Source organism: Vibrio sp. Vb2960 (genome assembly GCF_033337665.1).
Classification (GTDB): domain Bacteria; phylum Pseudomonadota; class Gammaproteobacteria; order Enterobacterales; family Vibrionaceae; genus Vibrio; species Vibrio alginolyticus.
In genome coordinates this window covers 105,363-129,966 of the sequence record NZ_JAWORD010000001.1, presented here as the reverse complement: position 1 = coordinate 129,966, position 24,604 = coordinate 105,363, and the positions used below count along the sequence as shown (strand labels likewise).

22 protein-coding genes are annotated in these 24,604 nt (G+C 44.5%); 11 read left to right on the top strand and 11 right to left on the bottom strand.

Going from position 1 to position 24,604, the window contains the following annotated elements:
* Positions 1–8 precede the first annotated feature (8 nt).
* From R7O03_RS00430 to phaC, 3 genes are all read left to right on the top strand, one after another.
* Positions 9–1,217, top strand: coding sequence for an acetyl-CoA C-acetyltransferase (locus R7O03_RS00430; RefSeq protein WP_104976598.1), 1,209 nt, complete (start codon positions 9–11; stop codon positions 1,215–1,217).
* Between the two features lie 44 nt (positions 1,218–1,261).
* Positions 1,262–1,609 (top strand): phasin family protein, encoded by a 348-nt coding sequence (locus tag R7O03_RS00425; RefSeq protein ID WP_005373550.1) that lies wholly within the window; start codon positions 1,262–1,264, stop codon positions 1,607–1,609.
* A gap of 66 nt (positions 1,610–1,675) precedes the next feature.
* Complete coding sequence (gene phaC / locus R7O03_RS00420) at positions 1,676–3,451, top strand: class I poly(R)-hydroxyalkanoic acid synthase (RefSeq protein ID WP_213883397.1); 1,776 nt, start codon at positions 1,676–1,678, stop codon at positions 3,449–3,451.
* 169 nt (positions 3,452–3,620) lie between these two features.
* Here phaC and R7O03_RS00415 read toward each other — a convergent pair whose 3' ends face one another.
* From R7O03_RS00415 to napF, 6 genes are all read right to left on the bottom strand, one after another.
* Positions 3,621–3,755: a TIGR02808 family protein gene (locus R7O03_RS00415; protein WP_005373546.1), complete on the bottom strand. Its 135-nt coding sequence runs from the start codon at positions 3,753–3,755 to the stop codon at positions 3,621–3,623.
* Positions 3,756–3,766: 11 nt separating this feature from the next.
* The gene (locus R7O03_RS00410) at positions 3,767–4,345 is read right to left on the bottom strand and encodes a NapC/NirT family cytochrome c (RefSeq protein WP_005373542.1); all 579 of its coding nucleotides are present in this window, start codon (positions 4,343–4,345) and stop codon (positions 3,767–3,769) included.
* Between the two features lie 28 nt (positions 4,346–4,373).
* Positions 4,374–4,829 (bottom strand): nitrate reductase cytochrome c-type subunit, encoded by a 456-nt coding sequence (locus tag R7O03_RS00405; RefSeq protein WP_005389061.1) that lies wholly within the window; start codon positions 4,827–4,829, stop codon positions 4,374–4,376.
* Positions 4,830–4,907: 78 nt separating this feature from the next.
* Positions 4,908–7,397, bottom strand: coding sequence for a periplasmic nitrate reductase subunit alpha (gene napA, locus R7O03_RS00400; RefSeq protein WP_005389060.1), 2,490 nt, complete (start codon positions 7,395–7,397; stop codon positions 4,908–4,910).
* The gene (locus R7O03_RS00395) at positions 7,394–7,702 is read right to left on the bottom strand and encodes a chaperone NapD (protein ID WP_318131275.1); all 309 of its coding nucleotides are present in this window, start codon (positions 7,700–7,702) and stop codon (positions 7,394–7,396) included. Before R7O03_RS00395 ends, napA begins: the two co-directional genes overlap by 4 nt.
* Before the next feature lie 47 nt (positions 7,703–7,749).
* The gene (gene napF, locus R7O03_RS00390; protein WP_082240183.1) at positions 7,750–8,235 is read right to left on the bottom strand and encodes a ferredoxin-type protein NapF; all 486 of its coding nucleotides are present in this window, start codon (positions 8,233–8,235) and stop codon (positions 7,750–7,752) included.
* A gap of 247 nt (positions 8,236–8,482) precedes the next feature.
* On the opposite strand from napF, the gene narQ reads away from it, so the two are divergent.
* Positions 8,483–10,219, top strand: coding sequence for a nitrate/nitrite two-component system sensor histidine kinase NarQ (narQ, locus tag R7O03_RS00385; RefSeq protein WP_025767926.1), 1,737 nt, complete (start codon positions 8,483–8,485; stop codon positions 10,217–10,219).
* A gap of 4 nt (positions 10,220–10,223) precedes the next feature.
* A complete protein-coding gene (locus R7O03_RS00380; protein WP_031777156.1) occupies positions 10,224–10,838 on the top strand; it encodes a response regulator in 615 nt (204 codons plus the stop codon).
* A 90-nt stretch (positions 10,839–10,928) separates the two neighbouring features.
* On the opposite strand, the gene R7O03_RS00375 is transcribed toward R7O03_RS00380, so the two are convergent.
* On the bottom strand, positions 10,929–11,102 hold the full coding sequence (locus R7O03_RS00375) for an RNA helicase (protein WP_318131274.1): 174 nt from the start codon (positions 11,100–11,102) through the stop codon (positions 10,929–10,931).
* Positions 11,103–11,363: 261 nt separating this feature from the next.
* On the opposite strand from R7O03_RS00375, the gene R7O03_RS00370 reads away from it, so the two are divergent.
* Positions 11,364–12,227: a DUF6279 family lipoprotein gene (locus R7O03_RS00370; RefSeq protein ID WP_262592093.1), complete on the top strand. Its 864-nt coding sequence runs from the start codon at positions 11,364–11,366 to the stop codon at positions 12,225–12,227.
* A 170-nt stretch (positions 12,228–12,397) separates the two neighbouring features.
* Entirely contained in the window at positions 12,398–13,627 is a 1,230-nt protein-coding gene (pepT, locus tag R7O03_RS00365) for a peptidase T (protein ID WP_017819893.1), read from the top strand.
* A gap of 82 nt (positions 13,628–13,709) precedes the next feature.
* Here the strand turns inward: pepT and R7O03_RS00360 are convergent, their stop codons facing one another.
* Complete coding sequence (locus R7O03_RS00360; RefSeq protein ID WP_005373515.1) at positions 13,710–14,174, bottom strand: dCMP deaminase family protein; 465 nt, start codon at positions 14,172–14,174, stop codon at positions 13,710–13,712.
* 419 nt (positions 14,175–14,593) lie between these two features.
* Here R7O03_RS00360 and vmeY point away from each other — a divergent pair, with 419 nt between their 5' ends.
* Complete coding sequence (vmeY, locus tag R7O03_RS00355) at positions 14,594–15,721, top strand: multidrug efflux RND transporter periplasmic adaptor subunit VmeY (RefSeq protein WP_054574704.1); 1,128 nt, start codon at positions 14,594–14,596, stop codon at positions 15,719–15,721.
* An 8-nt stretch (positions 15,722–15,729) separates the two neighbouring features.
* Positions 15,730–18,882: a multidrug efflux RND transporter permease subunit VmeZ gene (gene vmeZ, locus R7O03_RS00350; RefSeq protein WP_017635194.1), complete on the top strand. Its 3,153-nt coding sequence runs from the start codon at positions 15,730–15,732 to the stop codon at positions 18,880–18,882.
* An 89-nt stretch (positions 18,883–18,971) separates the two neighbouring features.
* On the opposite strand, the gene R7O03_RS00345 is transcribed toward vmeZ, so the two are convergent.
* Together R7O03_RS00345 and arfB are read right to left on the bottom strand one after the other, a co-directional pair.
* Positions 18,972–20,741: a methyl-accepting chemotaxis protein gene (locus R7O03_RS00345; protein ID WP_262628466.1), complete on the bottom strand. Its 1,770-nt coding sequence runs from the start codon at positions 20,739–20,741 to the stop codon at positions 18,972–18,974.
* Positions 20,742–20,841: 100 nt separating this feature from the next.
* Complete coding sequence (gene arfB, locus R7O03_RS00340; RefSeq protein ID WP_017635196.1) at positions 20,842–21,255, bottom strand: alternative ribosome rescue aminoacyl-tRNA hydrolase ArfB; 414 nt, start codon at positions 21,253–21,255, stop codon at positions 20,842–20,844.
* A gap of 76 nt (positions 21,256–21,331) precedes the next feature.
* Between arfB and R7O03_RS00335 the strand changes: the two genes are divergently transcribed.
* On the top strand, positions 21,332–21,934 hold the full coding sequence (locus tag R7O03_RS00335) for a beta-phosphoglucomutase family hydrolase (protein ID WP_017819896.1): 603 nt from the start codon (positions 21,332–21,334) through the stop codon (positions 21,932–21,934).
* An 88-nt stretch (positions 21,935–22,022) separates the two neighbouring features.
* Here R7O03_RS00335 and R7O03_RS00330 read toward each other — a convergent pair whose 3' ends face one another.
* Entirely contained in the window at positions 22,023–23,015 is a 993-nt protein-coding gene (locus R7O03_RS00330) for an OmpA family protein (protein ID WP_005373499.1), read from the bottom strand.
* A gap of 459 nt (positions 23,016–23,474) precedes the next feature.
* Here R7O03_RS00330 and aroG point away from each other — a divergent pair, with 459 nt between their 5' ends.
* A complete protein-coding gene (gene aroG, locus R7O03_RS00325) occupies positions 23,475–24,527 on the top strand; it encodes a 3-deoxy-7-phosphoheptulonate synthase AroG (protein WP_005389030.1) in 1,053 nt (350 codons plus the stop codon).
* Positions 24,528–24,604: the final 77 nt, after the last annotated feature.

The window sequence follows — 24,604 nt, the reverse complement described above, 5'->3', positions numbered from 1 at the left end:
AGAAGATGATGGAAAAAGTATTTATCGTAGCAGCGAAGCGTACTCCAATTGGTGCTTTTGGTGGCAGCCTGAAAAATACTTCTGCTGGCGATCTGGCAGCAGTAGCGATTAAAGGCGCGTTGGAAGCGGCAAAGTTGCCTGGCGACAAGGTTGACGAAGTGATTGTCGGCAACGTTGTTGGTGCAGGTCAAGGAATGGGGGTTGGCCGCCAAGCGGCACTGTTTGCTGGGATTCCTGAATCTGTTCCTGCATATGGCGTAAACATGGTTTGCGGTAGTGGCATGAAAACGGTCATGGATGCCGTGTCCCATATCCGTAGTGGCGATGCTGAGATCGTTGTAGCAGCGGGTGTTGAAGTCATGTCTCAGATTCCGTTTGCTGCACCAAGCAGCATTCGTGATGGCAACAAAATGGGCAATCTGGAGCTAAAAGATCTGCTCGTAGCGGACGGTTTAACCGATGTTTACAACCAATATCACATGGGTGTGACGGCAGAAAACGTAGCAAAACAAATCGGCTTAACTCGCCAGCAGCAAGACGAATACGCGCTGTCTAGCCAACAGAAAGCGGTAGCCGCTATCGAAGCTGGCAAATTTCAAGACGAAATTGTGCCAGTGGAAGTAAAGCAACGCCGTGAAACCGTGATGTTTGATACGGATGAATACCCAAAAGCGAACGCGACAATGGAAGCCTTAAGCAAGCTACGTCCTGCTTTTGACCGCGAAGGCACTGTGACTGCGGGTAATGCATCAGGCATTAACGATGGAGCGAGTGCGATTATCGTGGGGTCTGAAAGCGCAGTTAAAGCGCATGGATTAACGCCGCTTGCTGAGATCGTAAGCTATGCGCAATCGGGTCTTGATCCGAAGATCATGGGCCTAGGTCCTGTTGAGTCGGTCAATAAAGCACTCGAAAAAGCAGAACTCACAGTAAATGATATCGACGTTTACGAGTTAAACGAAGCATTTGCAGCGCAAGCACTTGGCGTGATTCATCAGTTGGCGGAAACAAACCAAGTTCCAGTTAACGCGATTCAAGATAAAGCGAACTTTAACGGTGGTGCTATCGCGCTAGGACACCCGCTTGGTGCATCTGGAAACCGAATCTTAGTCACGCTGGTTCACGAGCTTCATAAGCAAAATGGTCAATATGGCGTTGCTTCACTTTGTGTGGGCGGCGGCATGGGCACGGCTGTGGTTGTAAAGACAGTTAAGTAATTATTTAAACGGACATTTTTAATTCTTTCTCTAGGAGACAAACCATGTACACAGATTTCTTCAAAACATTTAGCGATCAAACTGAAAAAAATCTAGAACCTTACTTGAAGTTCAACAAGCTAGTGACAAAAAACGTAGAAGTGTTGACCGAGCTTCAATTGAACGCCATTCGCACATACAGTGAAGTGGGTCTAAACCAGATGAAAGCAGCGACAGAAATCAAAGACGTAACGTCATTGACTGCTTTCAACAGTCAGCAACTAAGCGTACTTACTAAACTTTCTCAACAAATGATGGATGACAGCAACAAGCTTCAAGCGATTGCAAAAGAGTTCAAAGAAGACGTTGAGAAAATGACTTCGGAAAATCTAAAGACTGTTACTCCAGCGTAATTTGTCCGATTCTCGCCGCCCCTAGATTTGGGCGGCGTTGTTTTTTCCGAATATAGGAGTAAGACTATGTTTCAACACTTCTTTTCGGACTATCTTGTGAAGCTTCAGGAAACCAATCATCAGTGGTGGCATGATTTCGAAGTGAACAAGGCAGTCGTGAACTCTCCTTTAAACAAGGCCATGCAAGAAGTGAACTTTGAGGATACTGCCAAACTGTTCGAACAAGCTGCGAATCAGCCTGCTGCGATTTTAAAGCTGCAAGCACAGTGGTGGGAACAGCAGCTGCAAATTTGGCAGAATGTTGCATTGGCAGGGAACCAAGCACAAATCGTCGAAGCTGAAAAAGGGGATAAGCGTTTCTCAAACGAAGCGTGGCAAAATGAAGCCATGTATAGCTTCATCAAACAATCCTACCTTTTATTTAGTAAGACCTATCTGGACACCATCGAGTCTTTGGAAGGCTTAGATGAAAAGACGAAAGAACGTATTATTTTTTTCTCTCGCCAAGCCATTAACGCCCTTTCTCCTTCCAACTTCATCGCCACTAACCCAGAGCTTTTGAAGCTGACACTTGAGCAAAACGGTCAAAACTTACTGGCAGGCTTAGAGCAGTTGAAAGAAGACGTTGAGTCGAGCGCAGACATTTTAAAAATTCGTATGACGAATAACAATGCATTCCGCGTGGGAGATGACGTTGCGACGACACAGGGCAATGTGGTTTTTCAAAACGAATTGTTTGAGTTGATTCAATATCGACCTCTAACAGAGAAAGTGAATGCGACGCCGCTGCTCATCGTCCCACCTTTCATCAATAAATACTACATCCTTGATTTAACAGCAAAGAACTCAATGGTTCGATGGTTGTTAGAGCAGGGGCACAGTGTATTTATGATGTCTTGGCGCAACCCAGGCAAGGCACAAGCGCACATAGAGTTTGGTGACTACGTGACAGAAGGCGTAGTGAAAGCCGTCGCTGCAATTGAAGATATAACAGGACAAGAGCAAATCAATGCTGCTGGTTATTGTATCGGTGGTACTGTTTTAGCAAGCACGGTTGCCTACTACGCTGCAAAACGTATGAAGAAGCGCATTAAGTCTGCCACTTTCTTCACCACGTTGCTCGACTTCTCTCAACCAGGTGAAGTCGGCGCGTATATCAATGACACCATTGTTAGTGCAATTGAAGCGCAAAATAACGCAAAAGGGTATATGGACGGCCGTTCCTTAAGCGTGACGTTTAGTTTACTGCGTGAAAACAGCTTGTACTGGAACTACTACGTCGACAATTACTTGAAGGGTAACAGTCCGGTTGATTTCGACTTGTTGTACTGGAATAGCGATAGCACCAACGTCAGCGCTGCATCTCACAATTTCTTGCTTCGCGAGCTCTATTTAGAGAACAAGCTGGTGCAAGATAAAGGCGTCAAAATTGGTGGAGTATGGATTGATCTAAATAAGATCAAAATTCCTAGCTATTTTGTGTCAACGAAAGAAGACCATATTGCGTTATGGCAGGGAACTTACCGTGGTGCGCTGAACACGGGTGGTAACAAAACGTTTGTCCTCGGTGAGTCTGGTCATATTGCGGGCATCGTGAACCCTCCAGCTAAAAATAAGTATGGTTATTGGTTGAACGATAATTTGGATGACTCTGCTGATGAGTGGTTGAATAACGCGGAACACAGAGAGGGATCGTGGTGGACACACTGGAACGAGTGGTTACTCCAATTCAACCCTAAAGAGCAAGTTGAGCCTTTCCCTATTGGCTCAGAAAACCATCCGGTTATTGATGAAGCGCCAGGACAATACGTCAAACAGGTTCTGCCAGTAAAAGAATCTTAAACAACTCCCTATAGCAGTAAATCTTAGCGGCCTTTATGGTCGCTTTTTTATGTATGATTGCTTGTTTATTGTTGGCAAGTACCATTGAGCAATAAATAAAAAGCGCCGAGCATTTGCTCGGCGCTCAGTGTCAACAAATAGGCTAGTTGCCGAGTAGAGATGCGTTACGTTACACCTCTTTATCCTTACCAAATGACAGCAGCCAGAGAGAGATTGCTGCTACCGCCACAAAGCCGGAAAGAATAATCACTGGCATAGCACTGTAGCCAAGGATATGCCAAATTACAGATTCTAATGTACTCATGGTAAGTCTCCTTAGTGCCAGCCTTCAACGCCGCTCATGTCTGGTAGTTTGTGCGCAATACCTTTGTGACAGTCTACACATGTTTTCTCGCCTGAAGCTAGAGCGGTGGAGTGTTGTTCTGCCGCACGTGATCCTTGCTGAGAGTAATCCATGAAATCAAACTCATGACAGTTACGACATTCAAGAGAGTCATTCTTTTTCATACGTGCCCACTCTCGCTCTGCGAGGTGTCCACGACGCTCTTGGAACTTCTCTGGCGTATCGATCGTCTTCGTTACGAAGTGTGCAAATAGCTCTTTAGATGCCTGTACTTTACGAACGATCTTATCCGTCCATTCATGAGGAACGTGACAGTCTGAACAAATCGCACGAACACCAGAACGGTTGGAGTAGTGAATTGTTTCTTGAATTTCAGCAACGATCGGCGCGTGACAGCCAGAACAGAATTCTTCTGTGTTGGTTGCTTCCATACCTGTGTTGAATGCGCCCCAAAATAGAAGGCCACCAGCGAAGCCTAGAAATAAAACCACACCAGCGGCAGCTTTACTCGGGCTCGACAGTCTCTTCCAAAACGCTTTAAGTATTTTCATAAGTAACCTCTTAGTACTCGCGTTTCAATTACTGAAGCGAATCGACTGCCTTAAACTCGTTTTCCACTAGTGGTTTTGCATCCGTTTGTGGAACGTGACATTGCAAACAGAAGTAACGACGAGGAGACATATCTGCCAGTACCGCATCTTCTCTGTTTACATAGTGCGTTACGCTAATTTTAGTCGCACCTGACTCTTTTGCATTTTTCCAGCTATGGCATGCAAGACACTTGTTAGCATTTAACGAAATTTCGTAGTGACGAATGCTGTGTGGGATCAACGGTGGTTGATAAACATAGCTGTCTTCAACAATTTGATCTTTAGGGAAGTCTTTGAACTCGTCTGCTGGACGCGTATCTTCCAATTGAGACATTCCACGTAAAGATTCTAGACCTCCAATACCACCTGGATTATCCAACTCAGCTTGCGCAATGCCTGTCACTAACGCACCTACAGATAAAACTGCGACAAGTAATTTTTTCATCATTTCATCTCCGCCTTTATGGCTTAAATTCTTTATTAGGCCGCCATAATGACGGCCGTAGCATTCAGTATCTGAAGGTTAAGCAATCTTAGTGATTTTGACTGGGCACTTCTTAAAGTCTGTCTGTTTAGACAGTGGATCAGTCGCATCTAGGATAAGCTTGTTAATCAAAATACGTGCATCAAAGAACGGTACGAATACCAAACCTTTTGGCGGACGGTTACGACCGCGAGTTTCAACACGAACGCGTACTTCACCGCGTTTGTTTGCCATGAGTACTTCTTCACCACGACGAACATTGCGTGCTTTTGCGTCTTCTGGGTGCATGTAACACACTGCGTCTGGTACTGCTTTGTATAATTCAGGTACACGACGAGTCATGGTGCCTGTGTGCCAATGTTCAAGAACACGACCAGTACATAACCACATATCAAATTCATCGTTCGGTACTTCTGGTGGCGCTTCGTATGGCGCGGAAATGATCTTCGCTTTGCCGTCAGCATTGCCGTAGAAGTCCCAACCAGAACCTTCTTTCGCGTATGGGTCTGAACCTTCTTTAAAGCGCCACTGTGTTTCTTTACCATCAACAACAGGCCAACGTAGACCACGTACTTGGTGGTAGCGGTCGTATGGAGCCAAATCATGCCCGTGACCACGGCCAAATGTTGCGTATTCCTCAAACAGACCTTTTTGAACATAGAAACCGAAGTGGTGAGCATCGTCATTCAGTTCACGAGCTTCTTCGATAGGGAATTTGTCGACGTTACCATTGCGGTAAAGTACGTCGTACATTGTTTTACCACGGTATTGAGGCGCTTTCGCTAGAAGCTCTTCAGGCCACACTTCTTCCATTTTGAAGCGTTTCGAGAACTCCATTAGCTGCCAAAGGTCGGATTTTGCTTGACCGACTGTGCCCACTTGTTGGTACCAAGCTTGGGTACGACGCTCTGCGTTACCGTAAGCACCTTCTTTTTCAATCCACATTGCGGTAGGAAGAATAAGGTCTGCTGCTTGTGCTGTTGCTGTCGGGTATGGGTCAGACACAACGATGAAGTTTTCTGGGTTGCGGTAACCTGGAAGACGCTCTGTGTTGATGTTTGGACCGGCTTGCATGTTGTTGTTACATTGAACCCAGTAACAGTTCAAAACGCCGTCATTCAGCATACGGTCTTGCAATACGGCGTGGAAGCCAGGTTTTGGTGGAATCGTACCTTCTGGCAGTTTCCAGATGTCTTCTGCAATCTTACGGTGTTTAGGGTTAGCAACCACCATGTCCGCTGGTAGGCGGTGAGCAAACGTACCAACCTCACGAGCGGTACCACATGCTGATGGTTGGCCCGTTAGTGAGAATGGGCTGTTCCCCGGAGTCGAGATCTTACCGGTTAGTAGGTGGATGTTGTAAACCAAGTTATTCATCCATACACCACGAGTATGCTGGTTCATACCCATCGTCCATAGAGACATCACTTTCGTGTTTGGATCCGCGTATTGCTTCGCAAGCTCGATAAGCTTCTCTTTCTCAACACCAGAGATTTCAGATGCTTTCTCTACTGTGTATGGCGCTACTGATTTCTTGTACTCTTCGAATGAGATAGAAGTGAGTTTGCCAGAGTTCGGGTTCTTCGCTGCTTTTTGTAGCGGATCGTCGTCACGTAGACCGTAGCCGATGTCAGTGTCTGCTTGAGTGAAGTTCGTGTGTTTGTTCACGAAGTCCCAGTTTACTGCATCGTTTTCGATGATGTAGTTTGCGATGAAGTTAGCAATTGCAAGGTCAGACTGAGGATTGAAAATGTAGCCGTGGTCTGCCAACTCAAATGAACGATGGTAGTAAGTAGAAAGCACGTTCACTTTAACGTGAGGGTGGCTTAGGCGGCGGTCAGTAATGCGAGTCCATAGAACCGGGTGCATCTCTGCCATGTTTGAGCCCCAAAGAACGAAAGCGTCTGCGTTCTCAAAGTCATCGTAACAACCCATTGGCTCATCGATACCGAATGCGCGCATGAAACCTACAACGGCAGAAGCCATACAGTGGCGAGCGTTTGGATCAATGTTGTTTGATCGGAAGCCTGCTTTCATTAACTTTGATGCAGCGTAGCCTTCCATTACTGTCCATTGGCCTGAGCCAAACATACCTACGCTTGTTGGGCCTTTTTTCTCGAGGGAAGCTTTCCATTTCTCAGCCATGATGTCGAAAGCGTCATCCCAAGAGATAGGTGTAAATTCACCATCTTTGTGGAATTTGCCATCTTTCATTCGTAGCATCGGTTGAGTTAGACGGTCTTGACCGTACATGATCTTAGAAAGGAAGTAACCTTTGATGCAGTTCAGACCTTTGTTTACTGGTGCTTCTGGGTCACCCTGTGTTGCTACCACTTTGCCGTTTTGAGTGCCAACAAGAACAGAACAGCCTGTACCACAGAAACGACAAGGTGCTTTGTCCCATGTGATTTTGGTTTGATCAGAGCTTGCAATCAGGTTGGCTGCAGATGCTGGTAGTGTCACACCTGCGACAGCAGCAGCTGATGCAGCCGCGTTTGCTTTCACAAACGCACGTCTTGTCATTTTCATACTTCACCCTCGATTTGGGAATGTTGTGTTCCAGTGTCTTCTTCATCCGTTTCTTCAAGCACAGTTTCGATTTGGTGATAAACCAATACCGTGCTTAAGACGTTCGGTAAATTGTTAATGGCATCGATAGTGTCTGTGATGAAACCTTGGTTCTCAGTTTCAAGTACGACGATAATCTTGCCTTCAGGACTGTCACCATAGATTTCCGCATTTTCGTGTGCTTCTATCTTTTGTTTGATTTCGTCCAAATGTTCCGGCAGCACATGTACTACCAAACTTGAAATATGCACTTCATTTAGTGACATATAGCTCTCTCATTTATTTTTATTGCCTTTGGCCGACGACATTCGGCTTAGGCTGTTATATTGCTCACATTGATGGATGAAGTCGGGCACACTGAAACACAGGCGCCGCAGCCGTTACACTCATCAAGGTCTAAATTGGGTTGTGCTACTTTCCCCAGTTCTAATTTGAACTGAATTGCCATCGGGTCGCACATATCCCCACAACTTCGGCATTCGACATTTTGTTTTGCTAAGCAGTTATCGTTGATACTTGCTTTTGCTTGCCAAGGTTGTTCTGTTTTTGGCAAGAAAAGGGGCTCAGGACAGGCGTTTGCACATTGATAGCAAAATGTGCATTCATCGATGGAAAAATCGACCGAGGGGAATCCGCCATCACTTTTGGTTATAATCTTTGTTTCACAGGCCTCAATGCATTTACCGCAGCGAGTGCAATCGTCCGTAAACTGTTGCGGTTTAGTTAACCAAGGCAAACGTACGGCGTTGTCGGGGTGCGCTTTTCTTGCAAAGAGTCTTCTTCTGGAAAGGTCTACCACTTAGTCACCTCGAAACTTGGAACCCAAACTAAGCATAGTCCACAATTTTCATTAATAAACTGTCATTTAAACTAACGAAATTGTAGTTTTTGACATATTTGTATAAATACCTCTTAGGGGGTAAATGGTATGCAATATTGTTTTGGATCAATAAATTCCGTCGCAGGTGATCACATATTGATAAAGTTGAAAGGTAATGGGTTCATTGCGCGTACAAATAGGATTGTTAATGGGCGAGGAACTCAGATTGTTTAAAAATGTGAAAAAGTCAGTGACGCGCACGATTGCGTCCGCGATGCTTCTTATTTTGCTGCTCTCAGTCGCTACGACTGGTTTTGCGATTTTTACGTTAGCGTCCAGTTTGAACGATGCTGAAGCCGTCAATGTTGCTGGCTCGATGCGAATGCAAAGCTACCGTCTGGCGAATGATATTCAGGTTAAATCTGTTGACTATTCTTCACATATTGACGCATTTGAACATTCGATATATTCACCTTCAATGAAAGCGCTTCAGCATTGGTCTGTGCCTGAAGACATCACTCACGATTACTACCGTCTTATTATCAGATGGCATGAACTCAAGGCGGTGCTGAGAGGAGACAACCCGGCAGAATATCAACTCCTAGTGGCCGGTTTTGTTGAACAAATCGATGAGTTTGTATTTAAGCTGCAAAGCTTTTCGGAGCAAAAACTGATTAACTTAGCCTGGATCGGCGGGTTAGGGTTGGGTGGCATCCTTTGTGTCAGTATGTTTGTCGTTCATTTTGTGCGCCTCGAAGTTGTTCGGCCTCTGCGTGCCTTAGTTTTTGCTAGCGAGCAAATTAAAAATCGCTCATTCAATATATCGCTCAATGTATCTAGCGACAATGAAATGGGAATACTGACTCGAACCTTTAACCGGATGGCGACAGACCTTGGTAAGTTGTACCGAGGATTAGAACAAGCGGTTGATGAGAAAACACGTAAATTGCAGCATGCCAACCAGTCTTTAGAGGTGCTGTATGACTCGTCAAAAGAACTCACGGCGTCGCGTATTAATCAAGACAATTTCCAGGCGATTTTGCAGCATATCGTCAGTCTTGAGGGCATTAAAGCGGTCAAACTTGAAATCGAGCAGCTGGGAGAACCGAGCTGGATATTGATGGAAGGAGAAGAATGCTGCCAAGATTGTGATGAAGATTGCCACGGTAAAGCCCTGATGCTAGATGGCGAGCACTTGGGCTATTTATATTGGAAAGCAGGGTTACCTTGTCCGAACGAGGCTCTTATTGACAACTTCGTGCAGATTTTATCACGCGCCGTGTATTACAATCGGGCGCAGCGCCAAGCAGAACAAATTCTGCTGATGGAAGAGCGAGCCACTATTGCTCGGGAGTTGCATGATTCATTGGCTCAAGCACTCTCTTACTTAAAAATTCAGGTCGCTTTGTTGAAGAGAAGCGTAAAGAACTTGCCTGACGAAAAGGCGATCGCGCAGGCTAATCAAGTTATTGCCGAGCTAGATACGGGCTTATCTGCCGCTTATACGCAGTTACGCGAGTTACTGACGACGTTTCGTCTTACGATTAAAGAGGGCAGTTTTGGCCAAGCATTGCAAGACATGGTTGAAACGCTCAGTGAACAAACTGCTGCGGACATTACGCTAAAAAATAGACTTTCATCAACTGAACTGGATGCACATCAGCAGGTTCATTTACTACAGTTGATAAGAGAAGCGGCAATTAATGCTATCAAACATGCGCAAGCAGATAATATTCACATTCAATGTCTCGATAATGATGGAAAAGTCACAGTAACCGTTAGCGACGATGGAATAGGCTTTGAACATCAAGACGAAAAATTAAATCATTACGGTATGAGTATCATGCAAGAGCGGGCCGCTAGACTGCATGCCGATCTTCACATCGAAGCATCGATAAACAAAGGTTGTACCGTAAAATTAGAATTCCAACATAGTAAGGAAGTAAACAGTGACAGTGTGTAAAGTAATGCTGGTGGATGATCATCCACTCATGCGAAGAGGTATCCACCAGCTTTTAAGCTTTGAGCCTGAGTTTGAGGTCATTGCAGAAGCAAGTAATGGCGCGGATGCAGTAGCGAAAGCGCATGAGCTGGAACTGGATCTTGTACTTCTTGATCTTAATATGAAAGGCATGTCTGGCCTTGATACTTTGCAAGCACTGCGTGCAGATGGCTGTGAAGCCAGAATTGTCATTCTAACCGTTTCGGATAGCCCAGCAGATATAGAAGCAATAGTTCGAAGTGGTGCCGATGGCTATTTATTGAAAGACACTGAGCCCGATGAGTTGGTTGAGTTGCTAAAACAAGCGCACCAAGGGGACAAGGCATACAGCCAAGAAGTTTCTAAGTATTTGAGTGAACGTTCAGAGCAAGAGGACGTGTTTGATACACTGACCGATCGTGAATCGCAGATCTTAAGAGAGGTGGCAAGAGGTTTCCGCAACAAGCAAATTGCCGATCGTCTTTTTATCTCTGAGTCTACGGTTAAAGTACATATGAAGAGTTTACTTAAAAAGCTACAAGTTCCTTCTCGTACTGCAGCAACCGTCCTTTATCTTGAGCGCTTTGGCGACATCAAATAACATTGTTGGATTTGAATCTGTAATAATAAATAAAATCAACTAGTTATATTGATTCTGACGAATAAAAAAACCGCCTGTTAGGCGGTTTTTTTACTTGTCTGGGCGAATAGAGTACAAGTCACTGTTGTGCTTACCACACTCCAAATAGTGCTGATAAGCCACTTTTTTGCTTTCAGCAATGACTCTCATGCAGTGCATTTTCCCCTGTTCAAAATATCGAATCTCATATTCTACACTGGTATCAAGTTGCTCAGCGGCTGCCATACTTCGCCTCCATAAACCATCCAAAAAACATCCATGCAAATTATATGCCGTTATAGGGAGCGTCGTTCGGTACGTTTTTTAGCCGATAATTGCGCTCTAACTCACTTTTTTGCGGATAGCTGTGATCAAAAAGTTAATTTCAAACTCTATATATTATTAAGGTGGCAATCAATATTTGTCACACTGGTGTAAGTTTGCCGCAATACTAAGTGATACAGGTTGAGTATAGAACTTAATCAACAGAAAAGGGAATACGAATAAGTGACTAAATTAAAGGATGTATCTAATAAGGCGCTTCGTTATGGCCTTCTATTTTGCTTCGTATTTCTGCTTGCCGGTTGTGCGAAAAAGTTTTTATACAGCAATATCGATTGGTTCGTGCTCGATTACTTAGAGGACTATGTCTCGTTGCAAGGGGAACAAGAAGTCCTAGTGGAAGAGCGCTTATTATTGTTGGCAGACTGGCACAAGAAAGAGGAGTTACCATTATATATCGAACATTTAAAAGACCTTGAGAGATTAAAAGCGAGCGATATCACCTTAAATTACTTGCAACAAAATCGAGATAGAATGCGAGCGCATTACGATAGAGTGGTCAGCAAAGCAGCACCAGATCTTTTTGCGTTAAGTTTGCAATTAACGAAAGATCAAGAACGCGAGTTTTTGAGTAATGTACAAGAACATTATCAAGAGCGAAACGCAAAATATGCCGATAAGACAGAAGACGAAGTGCGTGAAATTATTCTGGATAACACTGAAGAGTGGATGGAAGAATGGCTAGGGAATCTATCAGGAAATCAGCGTCAATTAGCTCAAACATTTTCTCAGCAAGTTATTTTAAACAGCCCTTTATGGAGAGATTATCGAGCCACGGTATATCAAGAGCTCGAATACTTGTTCGACAACAAATCTAATGTTGTGACTTATCAAGATATATTTATGCGACTCTTGTTCGAACCAGAGAGTTATTATAGTGAGCAGCTTTCTCTGAATATTGACTCTAACTTTGCATTGGTTGATCAACTGACATTAGATGTTTCTCGTTCGATGACCGATAAGCAATGGCGTCATTTTCGTGAAAAGGTTAAAGAGTGGCGAGTACTGGCTGAGGAACTTTTAGATTAAATTCATGCTTCAATGAGCGAAAGCAAAGCGCAAAAGCCTTTCTTATCAAAAAATGATTCAAAGCAAATTCTTATTGAGCTATGAGCGTAACATAGCGTGAGGTTTGATGAGGCAACGTCAGATTATCAATGCGTGATAAGGCCTCATCGTACAAAACAATGAGAATAAATATGAAACATTTAGTTGAAAGATTTCTTCGATACGTCACGTTTGATACCCAATCCAATCCACATGTGACGCTTTGCCCAAGTTCACCTGGCCAGCTTGTGTTTGCTGAGTTACTTAAAAAAGAGATGCTCGAACTTGGCTTAAGTGACGTGACTTTGGATAAAAATGGCTACTTGATGGCTAAACTGCCAGCCAATGTTGATTATGCGGTTCCTCCTATCGGCTTCATTGCCCATATGGATACCGCGCCGGATGCATCTGGCAAAAACGTAAAGCCGCAATTCATCGAAGATTACCAGGGTGGCGATATTGCATTAGGGTTGGGGGATGAAGTGTTATCTCCCGTGCAATACCCAGATTTACATCACCTACATGGCCACAATCTTATTACTACCGATGGCACTACATTACTTGGCGCGGATAACAAAGCCGGTATCGCAGAGATTCTTTCCGCGGTAGCTCTGCTACTGGAAAACCCAGACATTCCACACGGCGACATTTGTATCGGCTTTACTCCGGATGAAGAAATCGGTCGTGGTGCAGATTTGTTTGATGTTAAAAAATTTGGCGCGAAATGGGCATACACTATAGATGGTGGCCCGCAAGGTGAATTGGAATACGAAAACTTTAATGCAGCAAACGCTGATGTAATTTTTCATGGAGTTAGCGTTCATCCAGGTACCGCAAAAGGCAAAATGGTCAATGCGATGAACTTGGCTGCGAAATTTCAAGTTCAAATGCCCCAAGATCAAACTCCGGAAACAACCGAAGGTTACGAAGGGTTCTTCCATTTAAAATCGGCAGAAATGGGCGTTGCACGAAGCGAGCTAGGTTACATTATTAGAGACTTTGACCGTCAAAGACTTGAGGATCGAAAAGCCTTTATGCAGAAACTCGTCGATGAAATGAACACGGGTTTACGCCATGGTTCTGTAGAGCTAAAAATAAAAGACAGCTATTACAATATGAGAGAAATGGTTGAGCCTTACCCTCATATCATTGAGCTGGCAAAGCAAGCGATGGAAGCGTGTGATGTGGAACCGATTATAAAACCTATTCGTGGTGGTACAGATGGTGCTCGTTTATCTTTTATGGGTTTGCCGTGCCCGAATATCTTCACCGGTGGTTTTAACTTCCACGGAATTCATGAGTTTATTTCTGTTGAAATGATGGAAAAATCAGTACTCGTTATTGTCAAAATTGCTGAGCTCACAGCGAAAAAACACAGTTAAAAGACTACGTCGAGACCTCTTGCAGATTTAATAACAAAATAGCCCAGATCTCTCTGGGCTATTTAAATATTAAGATGGAATACTAGCGCACGTCTTTGTCTTCAATTTCAATGTCTTCTAGCGGTAACCAGTCGACTTTCACACCCGCTTGGTCGAACATATCTTGACTGACTTGGATTTTATCTCCCCATCGAGATAAAAAGTCTTCAGACTGCTCAGGGCAGTGTACGTGTGAGATCCCTGTTTGAATGATCTTTGCCGCGCAGTTAGGGCAAGGAAAATGCGTTACCCAAATATCACATCCGTCTAAGTCACGTTTTGAGAACAAAATTGCGTTCTCTTCCGCGTGCAGTGTTTTAAGGTATTTCAACTCGCGCTCATCGGTGTCGACACTGTCAGAAACACCATGCGGATAGCCATTAAATCCAACAGATACAATGCGATTCTGTTTAGTAATAACGGCACCGACTTGTGTTGATGGGTCCTTACTCCAAGACGCCACTAGTTCTGCCATCTGGTAAAAGCGTTTCGCCCATTTAGAAATCATAGTCATCCTCTCTGTCGAAGGCGTTGAATTAATTGAATGATAACCCATTTATATTAAAAAAATAGTCAAAATCGGGGTCTTGAGTATGAAGGCGTCACTTTTTACCTTTTTAGCCACAAAACGTTCTTATCTTGAGCACTGAATCTCACTTTACGCCCGAATACAATACTCCCGTTAGTGTTTCCAAGCACACGCTAAAATTCGCGATCTCCTAAGGCGTATATTAAATAGTTATGATTGAGTTGTATGTATATTGCTCATTGAATACCACTGTTAACTAAATTACTTTATTTTCCTTTTGTTTCTCATGTTTACATTTAGAAACACCTTGGGCGCTTTTCAGTGAAGTTTTCAGTGGCAGCAAGGAGTAAGGTTGATAGGAATTCAACAATATCCTGTTCTATAAAGACGGTAAATACATGCAAAAGAAACCACTTGTCGCACTAATGGCGGCTACAGCAATCCTCGCTGGATGCGGGGAAGCTAATAATGCCCAAACGAAAGGTCAAGCGCCTCTCGTAGTGACTCAGGATGTCACGGTTATCGACTACCAACCGAGCAAGTCTTATATCGGTCGCATTGAAGCAGTAGAAGATACCAATATTACCGCGCAGATTTCTGGCTACTTAAAAGCTCGTCACTTTGAAGAGGGGCAAATGGTAGAAAAAGGGCAGCTCCTTTACTCTATCGAGCCATCTTCTTTTGAAGCCCAAGTCGCGAGTGCTAAAGCCGCACTTGCACAAGCTAAAGCGGCGCTAAAAAAAGCCGAATTAGATCATACTCGAGGTAAAAACTTGTTGCCTCGCGGTAGTATCTCTCAATCTGAGTTTGATGCTTTAACAGCTGCACTTCTTGGTGCGAGAGCAGAGCTAGAAGCGGCAAATGCTCAACTTAAACTTGCTGAAGTTAACCTTTCCTATACTCAAATCCGAGCACCTTTTAGCGGACGTATTAGTGATACCAAAGTGAGTACGGGTGATCTGGTTTCTCCGTCATCTGGCGTGCTGACAACTCTGGTGAGTTTAGATCCAGTTCATACCTCATTTAGTGTGAGTGAGCGTGAGCGTTTAGCTATGGGTATGGATCAAGTAAAAGGTGATGGCTCGGCTGAATCAAACCGCGTTGAAGTTCAGCTTGAACTGGAAAATGGACAGTTTTTTGAGCATCTCGGTAAGCTTGATTTCTTAGGTAATCGTATTGACACCAAAACGGGTACGATTGCTATGCGCGCGCTCGTTCCAAACCCAGATCAGAAGTTACTTCCGGGTCAGCACATCAAAGTGAACTTGAGAGATAAGAATACGAAGGACGTTATTGTTATTCCACGACGTGCCGTTCAAACTGACTTAGAAGGTGACTTTGTGATGGTGATGGCTGAGGGAAATGTCGCAGAGCGTCGTAACGTAGAGCTTGGCCCTCAGGTTGAACAAGGTATTATCATTCGAGAAGGGCTCGATCAGGAAGATACAGTTATTACACAAGGCCTACAACGTGTGCGTAATGGTGTAGAAGTGCGCCTTCAAGCACCTGCTGAAGATAAGCAGTAGGGGGCACTATGTTAAGTCGTTTCTTTATTCAGAGACCTAAATTCGCGCTGGTTATTTCGATCATATTAACGCTAGCCGGCGCGATCTCACTGGCGATTTTGCCAGTGGCGGAGTACCCACAGATAAGTCCGCCATCAGTCAGCGTTTCGGCTTACTACACTGGCGCGAGTGCAGAAGTTGTCGAGCAGGCCATTGCGGATCCCATAGAGACCTCAGTCAACGGCGTTGAGGATATGATATACATGTCTTCAAAGAGCGCGAACGATGGCTCTTACAGCCTAAACGTCACGTTCGATGTCGGCACCGATCCAGATATGGCGCAAGTTAACGTGCAAAACCGCGTGTCACAGATTGAGTCAAAACTGCCTCAAGAAGTTCGCATGGTTGGTGTGACGGTGAAAAAGCGTTCACCTGACTTGCTGATGGTGCTTAACTTCTATTCACCTGATGGCAAATACGATGATCAGTTCTTGATTAACTACATTAACTTGAATGTAAAAGATCAGTTGGCTCGTGCGAAAGGTATCAGTGAAGTTAACGTGATTGGTGGTGGCGAATACGCAATGCGTGTTTGGTTAGATCCTGAAAAAATGGCCAACCTTAAGCTAACCACGTCAGACGTATACGCTGCTTTGGCTGAACAGAACGTCCAAGTTGCGGCAGGGCGTGTAGGTGCAGCACCATACAACAATCCGCAAGAAGTTCAGTTTAACCTTGTGACCAAAGGTCGCTTGGAAAGCGTGAGTGAGTTTGAGAACGTAGTCCTTCGAGCTAATCCCAATGGCTCTACGGTTTATCTGAAAGATGTTGCTCGCGTTGAACTAGGCAAAAAGTTCTACGATGGTAACGGTAAGTTCCGTGGCCAGGACGCGTCAATCGTTGCGTTGTCTCTTCAATCGGATGCGAATGCGTTAGAAAGTGGTCAGGCCGTCATGGAGCTCCTTGAAGGCTTGAGCAAAAACTTCCCAGAGGGAATGGAATACGAGACCAGCTACGATACAACCGTGTTCGTATCTGAATCGATCAAAGGGGTAGTAAAAACACTGATTGAAGCGATTCTATTGGTGATTGCTGTAACTTACTTGTTCTTGGGTAGTGCGCGTGCAACGTTGATTCCTGTTGTCGCGATCCCCGTTTCTCTGATTGGTACGTTTGCCATCATGCAGGCAACGGGCTTCACCATTAATACGGTTACTTTGTTTGGCTTGATCCTTGCGATTGGTATCGTGGTGGACGATGCGATTCTGGTTATCGAAAACGTCGATACTACCATGGCGAAAGACCCAACCATTTCACCGCGTAAAGCGACGTTGCTAGCGATGAAAGAAGTCACGGGACCAATCATCACGTCGACCTTGGTTCTACTTGCGGTATTCATACCCGTCGCCATGCTGCCAGGTATCACCGGTATCATGTATCGCCAGTTCGCTTTGACCATCTGTATTTCGGTTGTGATTTCATCCATCAATGCATTGACGCTGTCCCCAGCACTTTGTTCTCTGGTATTGAAGCAGGGTGGGGGCAATACCGCTAACTGGTTCCAGGCTTTCAACCGAGGCTTAGAGCGCATCACTACGCGTTATGGCCAGATCGCTGGTTTCTTGGTGAAGAAGTCTTTACTGCTCGTGACGTTCTTTATAGTTGCTATCGCAGCGGTCACTTTCTTTGCGAAAACCACCTCTACAGCGTTTGTTCCTCAAGAAGATAAAGGCATTTTGCTGGTTAACGTACAGCTACCAGATTCAGCCTCTTTATCACGTACTGAAGAAGTCACCAATGATTTAATGAAAATGATCGGTGAAGAACCTGGTGTGGATGGTGTGACGGTTGCGAACGGTTACTCGTTTATGACAGGCGCAGCAGCATCAAACGGTGCTTCTGTATTTATCAAATTGCATGACTGGGATACTCGTAACTCGCTGCAAGGAGAGCACTCTGCTAATGCTATCGCGGCACGTATTAACGGTCGAGCGGCGACAGAGTTACCTCAAGCGGTTGTTTTTGCGATGGGACCACCAGCGGTTCCTGGTATGGGCGCTGCGTCTGGTTTTGAGTTTGTGCTTGAAGACACGCTAGGGCGAAGTCGTACCGACTTGTCGATGGTCATGGGAGAAATGATCCAAGCGGCTAACCAAGCGCCTGAAATTGCCTACACGTTTAGCACGTTCCGCGCGAATGTTCCGCACTACTACGTTGATATCGATCGTGAGAAAGCGCAGCAATTAGGTATTTCGCTGTCGTCTATTTTCCAAACCTTGCAAGGCAACTTAGGTTCGCTTTATGTGAATGACTTCACCATGTTTGGTAAGAACTTCCGCGTAACCATGCAAGCTGATAGTCAGCATCGTAGCAGCATGGAAGATCTAGAGCGTTTCCATGTTCGTTCTTCGAACGGTGATATGGTTCCGTTAAGTACGCTAGTGAGCTACGAGCAAGTGTTTGAGCCTGATGTGGCGTGGCGTTACAACATGTACCGCAGTGCTATCATTCAAGGCCAACCAGCTCCGGGTTACTCTAGTGGTGATGCGATTGCCGCAATGGAACGCGTTGCTGCGGAAGTTCTTCCGCAAGGGTACACGTATGAATGGACAGGTATGGCTTATCAGGAAGTGCTTGCGGGTAACCAAGCCATTTATGCGTTTGCGCTGGCTTTGATCTTCATTTACTTGTTTATGGTGGCTCAGTATGAGAGTTGGAGTATTCCACTGGCTATTATTTTGGTGGTCCCAGTAGCAACGTTAGGTTCCTTCCTTGCGTTGAATCTAACTGGCACGCCGCTTAACTTGTATGCCCAAATTGGTCTTGTCTTGCTCATAGCCTTGGCGGCGAAAAACGCAATTTTGATTGTGGAGTTCGCCAAGCAAGAGCGTGAAGAAAAAGATGCTGATATCGATAGTGCAGCGGTTAAAGGAGGCACGTTACGTTTCCGCGCTGTGAATATGACCTCTTGGTCATTTATCCTGGGTATCTTCCCGCTTATCTTTGCCGCTGGCGCGGGGCACGTGAGTCAAAACTCACTCGGCGTGTCGCTGATTGGTGGTCTATTGTGTGTGCTTCTAGCAGGTACATTCTTGATCCCAGGCTTCTACGCTCTGGTGCAAAGACAGCGTGAGAAAGTTCATGGCGGCAACACCAAGCTGGTTCCTCTTGATGATGAGTAATCACATCCGAAGTGCGCAGTAAGCACGAAGTGACAATTGAAAAAAAGCCCGAAGCAATGATTGCCTCGGGCTTTCTATTTTGAAAAGGGTTATTTTAGCGCAGTTTTGAATTGTGCAACGGCTTCATCCATATCATGAGCTTGAGCAGAGACAGAGTTCACTTCATGCAAGCATTCCTGAGCGGATTGCATGTTATTCTCAGATATTGCGTTTAGCTCGGTGATTGAACCGCTAACTTGGTTCATCACGATACCTTGTTCTTCAATTGCTGAAGCTATGCGCTCCGAATTACCTTGAATTGAATGCATGTCAGTAATGATCTGTTGCAGGCTAGAATCCAGTTTTTCAGAAGCATTAAGTGTTTGTTGCCCTTGATCGTTACATTGATCAATATCAGCAACAACTGTAGACATTTGAGTTTGAATGTCTGCAACGACCCGCGTGATTTCCTCTGTGGATTGATGAGTTCGGCTAGCTAGGGCGCGTACTTCATCGGCGACAACTGCAAACCCGCGGCCTTGTTCGCCTGCTCGCGCGGCTTCAATTGCTGCGTTGAGAGCTAGTAGGTTGGTTTGCTCTGCAATCTCTTGGATGATGTTCACGGCACCACCAATTTTATCTACATGCTGATTCAGCGAGCCAATCGACTGCTGGCTGTTTGATAAAATCGTGGTTAGTTGACCGATGTTGGTTACCGTCGCCTCAACAACTCCTCGACCTTGTTCGGCATTATTCGCTGCCTGATGTACGCCTTCTACCGCAACTGATGTGCTTTCAGAGATTTCACCTATTGTGGCAACCATTTGCTGAACTGCCGTCGCCATTGATGCAGTGTGGTCAGTTTGAGTGTGGAATTGCTCCATAACGCCTTCTAACTCACGATGCATATTATCGGTACTTGCAGTGAGTTGCGCCGATTTTTCTTGGGTACTACTAATTAGATGCTCAAGCTTATCCAATAGGTCATTGAGGTGATGACTGATATCAAATAGCTCGTCTTGACCTTTCAAATCAGATCGAAGTCCCATGTTGTTCGTTTCGCTGATACTTCGAATGGTGCCAAGTAAGCTATTCACTCGCGTATTGATTGAACGTGAAATTTGCCAAATCAATGCGAAAATAACGACTAAGATCAGAGCTGTAATGACCTGCTTGATGGTCGACATTTGTTCATCACGTTGTGCGGCAGCAGAGCTAAGGGCTGTGGAAAAGGTTTCAAATTGCTCTTCTACGGCATGGGATAATGCGCGAGTTTCACCGAGTAGGCCTTTGTCATAAGCAACCCCAACAACTTGCTTTTGGGCCGCCAATTGCTTACCTGTTTTGATAAGCTCCGGAGCATATTGCCCCTCAAGCAAGTCACTATTGAATAGTCCTGCTTTTACCACAGAGTCAAAACGGACTAATGCCAATAACTGCTGGTGGTCTGAACGTTGTTTAGCTTCTAATAGTGCTTGTTCGTAACCGGCGAGAAGCCCACTCTTTGAATCAAGCCCGTATCGTTGGTAAGCGCTGACCAGATTCTGAAAGCCCCTTTGGTATGCGAGCAAGTCTTGCTTAAATTGTTGACTGGAAGGTAATTCATTACTCTTGAGTATGTTCGCAAGCTCTTTTTCTGTGTCTATAAACTTGTCAACATTGGCGTCAAACTTATTTAGATATTTGTCATTACTACGCAGTAGGAAATCTTTTTCATTTCTGCGTAAGTTGAGTAAGCGTATTTCTAGATCACCAACGAGTTTGATGGCGTGATTAAGATCATTGCTCTTATTTTCAAAATGGGATGACGTACCCAAAAGGGCCACGATGCCTAAAATGGCGATAACTCCGAGGAAGTAGAGTTTTTGCCTAATAGTCATATTGTTGTTTCCTGAATAAGTAACTAAAAAGAGAAATCCAATGAGATTTCCAAGGGCTAGCAAACGTTGTTCAACTAACATGTCGAGAAAACGACATGCACTAATACAGCACTTTTTTACGTTGCTGTTTTTTCGCTCCGTGCTTGTTTTTTGTATCAAGTCGTCGGCGTTGAGAAGCGCGGGTTGGTTTCGTTTTAATACGCTTCTTCTCCTGTAAAGCGGCAGCTTTTATCAATGCTTGAAGCCGATTTAGGGCGTCTTCCTTATTTTGTTCTTGTGTCCGAAATTGTTGCGCTTTGATGATGATCACGCCATCTTTACTTATACGACTATCAGAAAGTGCAAGTAATCGCTCTTTGTAAAAGTCAGGTAAGCTTGAATGCCGGATATCAAAGCGCAGGTGTATAGCGGACGCTACCTTGTTAACGTTCTGGCCACCATTTCCTTGAGCTCTAATTGGGGATAATTGAATTTCCCACTCTTGAATTGTGACGGAGTTCGAAATTTTGAGCATGATAAGTAAATGCCGGTAAGGACGATTGAAAGAGCTGATAAATTAACATTACAGATGCACAAATAGAAGAAAAGACATGAGCACGATTGATTTTAGACCCTATGAGGGATTCATATTTGATATGGATGGTACTCTAATCGATACCATGCCAGCCCACTTGGCAGCTTGGCAAGCAACTGCTGAGCGTTTTGATTTTCCGTTTTGTCAGGAGTGGTTTCACAGTTTAGGAGGGATGCCGAGCTTTAAAATTGTTGAGGAACTAAATCGTGTGCATGAGCTTTCATTAGATCCTAAAACTGTCGCGACATTTAAAATGGAAACATTCGCTGCTATGGAGCTTCATGGTGACGTTATTCCTTGCACGAACATCGTGTTAGAGGAATATTTAGGCCATAAGAAAATTGCAGTCGGGACTGGCAGCCAACGAGAAAGTGCCATGCGCTTATTAAGCCATGCAGGTTTATTAGACAAGTTGGATGTTGTAGTAACCGCGAGTGATGTAGAGAACCATAAACCCTTTCCAGATACCTTTTTGGTGGCCGCGGAACAACTCGACTTGGAGGCGTCACAGTGTCTTGTGTTCGAGGATACTGAGTTGGGGAAGCGAGCGGCGCATGCAGCTGGTATGGATTGCGTTATGGTGCAAGATAATGAGTTGATCTTTTTCCCAAAACCATAGTGGCAATATCCCTTAATATGAGATCAAAATGGGGTGCAAATGCACCCCATTAATTTTTACCACATCATCGATCATGAATCATAGATGCTTATTCTGGTTGAACTAGCTCTTGGTATTCAAATGAAGGTACCACAACTTCTACGCGACGGTTTTTCTCACGACCTTCGCGAGTGCTGTTGTCAGCAACTGGGTTTTCTTCACCCATACCTTTAACTGTCAAACGATCTGAACCAATGCCAGCTGCGGTTAGGTAATCAGCAACAGATTGAGCACGACGCTCAGACAGTTTTTGGTTGTATGCCGCAGGGCCTGAGCTATCCGTGTAACCAGTAATCTCTACTTGAGCTTGAGGATATTCGTTCAAGAATGAAACAAAGTTGTCCAGACGTTCAGAAACGGACTCTGTTAACTTAGCACTATCGAATTCAAACGTACCTGTACCGTACTCTTCTTTGTGCACCTTGCTCATCATCACTGGTTCTGGATCTGGCTCGATCACTTCTTCCGTTACAACTGCTGCAACAACTGGAGCTGCTGCGAATTTGTAGTTAACACCGATACCAAAGAAGTTAGCATCCATGTCGTCCCACACGTCGTCAGACATATCTTGGTAGCGTTGGTATTCAGCGCGAACACTCCAGTTTCTATCGATCGAGTATTCAGCACCCAAAGAACCTGTTGGGACAAAGTCTGTTTCGTCATCAGACATCATGTAAGCACCACCGATCTTAGCAAATAGATTCCAAGAGTCGTTTAAGTGCCAGTTGAATTTAGGTGCAAGTGTTAAAGCCGTTAGATTGCCGTCAATCGTATTAATCGTATTAGCCCCTGACCTAGAGTTTCCTTCATAGTCGCCTAAGAAGTCTACGCCGTACTCTAGCCCGATGATATCGGTAAAGTCATAACCGATATGTAGTCCTGCACCGAACGCTTCATCATCACAAGGGCTATTTAGATAGCAAGCGTCGTCAAGTGTAGTCATGCCCACTTTGCCCCCGATGTACATTTCAGCTTGAGCAGAGTTTAAAAGCGCGCTACTACCAGCTACCACTGCTGCTACTGCAATTGCTACTTTGTTCATAATGTTTCCTTGTATTGATTGCATATTAACTTCTACTTCGTTTTATCAAAAAATTAGAAAAAACCAGCGTTTATAAGAAATTAGTTTAATATTCTAATCATTTCATATCAAGCAACAATATATTTGAACTTGATCAACATTTACTACCCAAAAATACCTCACAAACTTCTGATATTTCTTACATTGTAGTAAAGATTTTTTGGTGCATAAGAAAATTGATGATTATTTTGAACTTTTTTTCGTAAACTTTACTTTACATTGTGCGCGGTGGTTAACAGGTGGTTTTTATTTGCATTTATTTGCAAAAACTGATTGCAAGTCTACGCCTAAGCCGATAAGTTACTTAAACGCTAGACAGAAAATGACCACAGCCCTTGATGCTGCTCGCTTTGTGAACAATGTTGCAATGAGTTCAGTTGGTAAAAATGGGGTCGGAAATAAAACCAGGAAGTAGAAGTAATGTTTCAAACTGATGATGTAAGAATAAATAGAGTAAAAGAGTTATTGCCACCTGTTGCAGTATTAGAGAAGTTCCCAGCGACTGAAACCGCTTCTTCGACCACTTTTGATTGCCGTAACGCCATTCACAATATTCTTGAAGGAAAAGACGATCGATTACTCGTGATCGTTGGCCCGTGTTCTATTCACGATCCGGCTGCCGCGGTTGAGTACGGCAAAAAGCTAAAAGTACTACGTGATGAACTGGGCGAGCAGCTTGAGGTTGTTATGCGAGTTTATTTTGAAAAGCCGCGTACGACCGTTGGTTGGAAAGGCCTTATCAATGACCCTTACTTAAATGACACCTATAAGCTAAATGATGGTCTACGTATCGGACGTAAACTTCTTCTTGATCTAACCGATATGGGCTTGCCAACGGCAAGTGAATTCTTAGATATGATCACACCTCAGTACGTGGCGGATTTGATCAGTTGGGGCGCTATCGGTGCTCGTACGACAGAATCTCAGGTTCACCGCGAGCTAGCTTCTGGTCTTTCTTGTCCTGTAGGTTTCAAAAACGGTACTGACGGGAATATTAAAATAGCGAGCGACGCGATTCGTTCTGCAAGCGCTTCCCATCACTTCCTTTCAGTAACAAAATACGGTCATTCCGCGATCGTAGAAACCGCTGGTAATCCAGACTGCCATATTATTCTACGTGGCGGTAAAGAACCAAACTACAGTGCAGCACATGTAGCTCAAATTAAAGATGAGCTGGACACTGCAGGTCTGCCGAAAAAAGTGATGATTGATTTTAGCCATGCTAACAGCTCGAAGCAGTTCAAGCGTCAAATGCTGGTGTCTGATGATGTATCCGAGCAAATCTCTGGTGGCGAAGAAGCCATTTTTGGAGTGATGATCGAGTCTCATTTAGTTGAAGGTCGCCAAGACTTAGTGGATGGTAAAGCAGCCACTTATGGTCAGTCGATCACTGATGCATGTATTGGCTGGGAAGACACGGAAACGGTACTTCGTCAGCTTTCTGATGCAGTAAAAGCGCGCCGCAACAAGTAAGCTCAACAGAAAAACTTTTTAAAAGCGAAAAGTGAATAGTGAAGAGCCAGAGGTACTATGCCTCTGGCTCTTTTTGT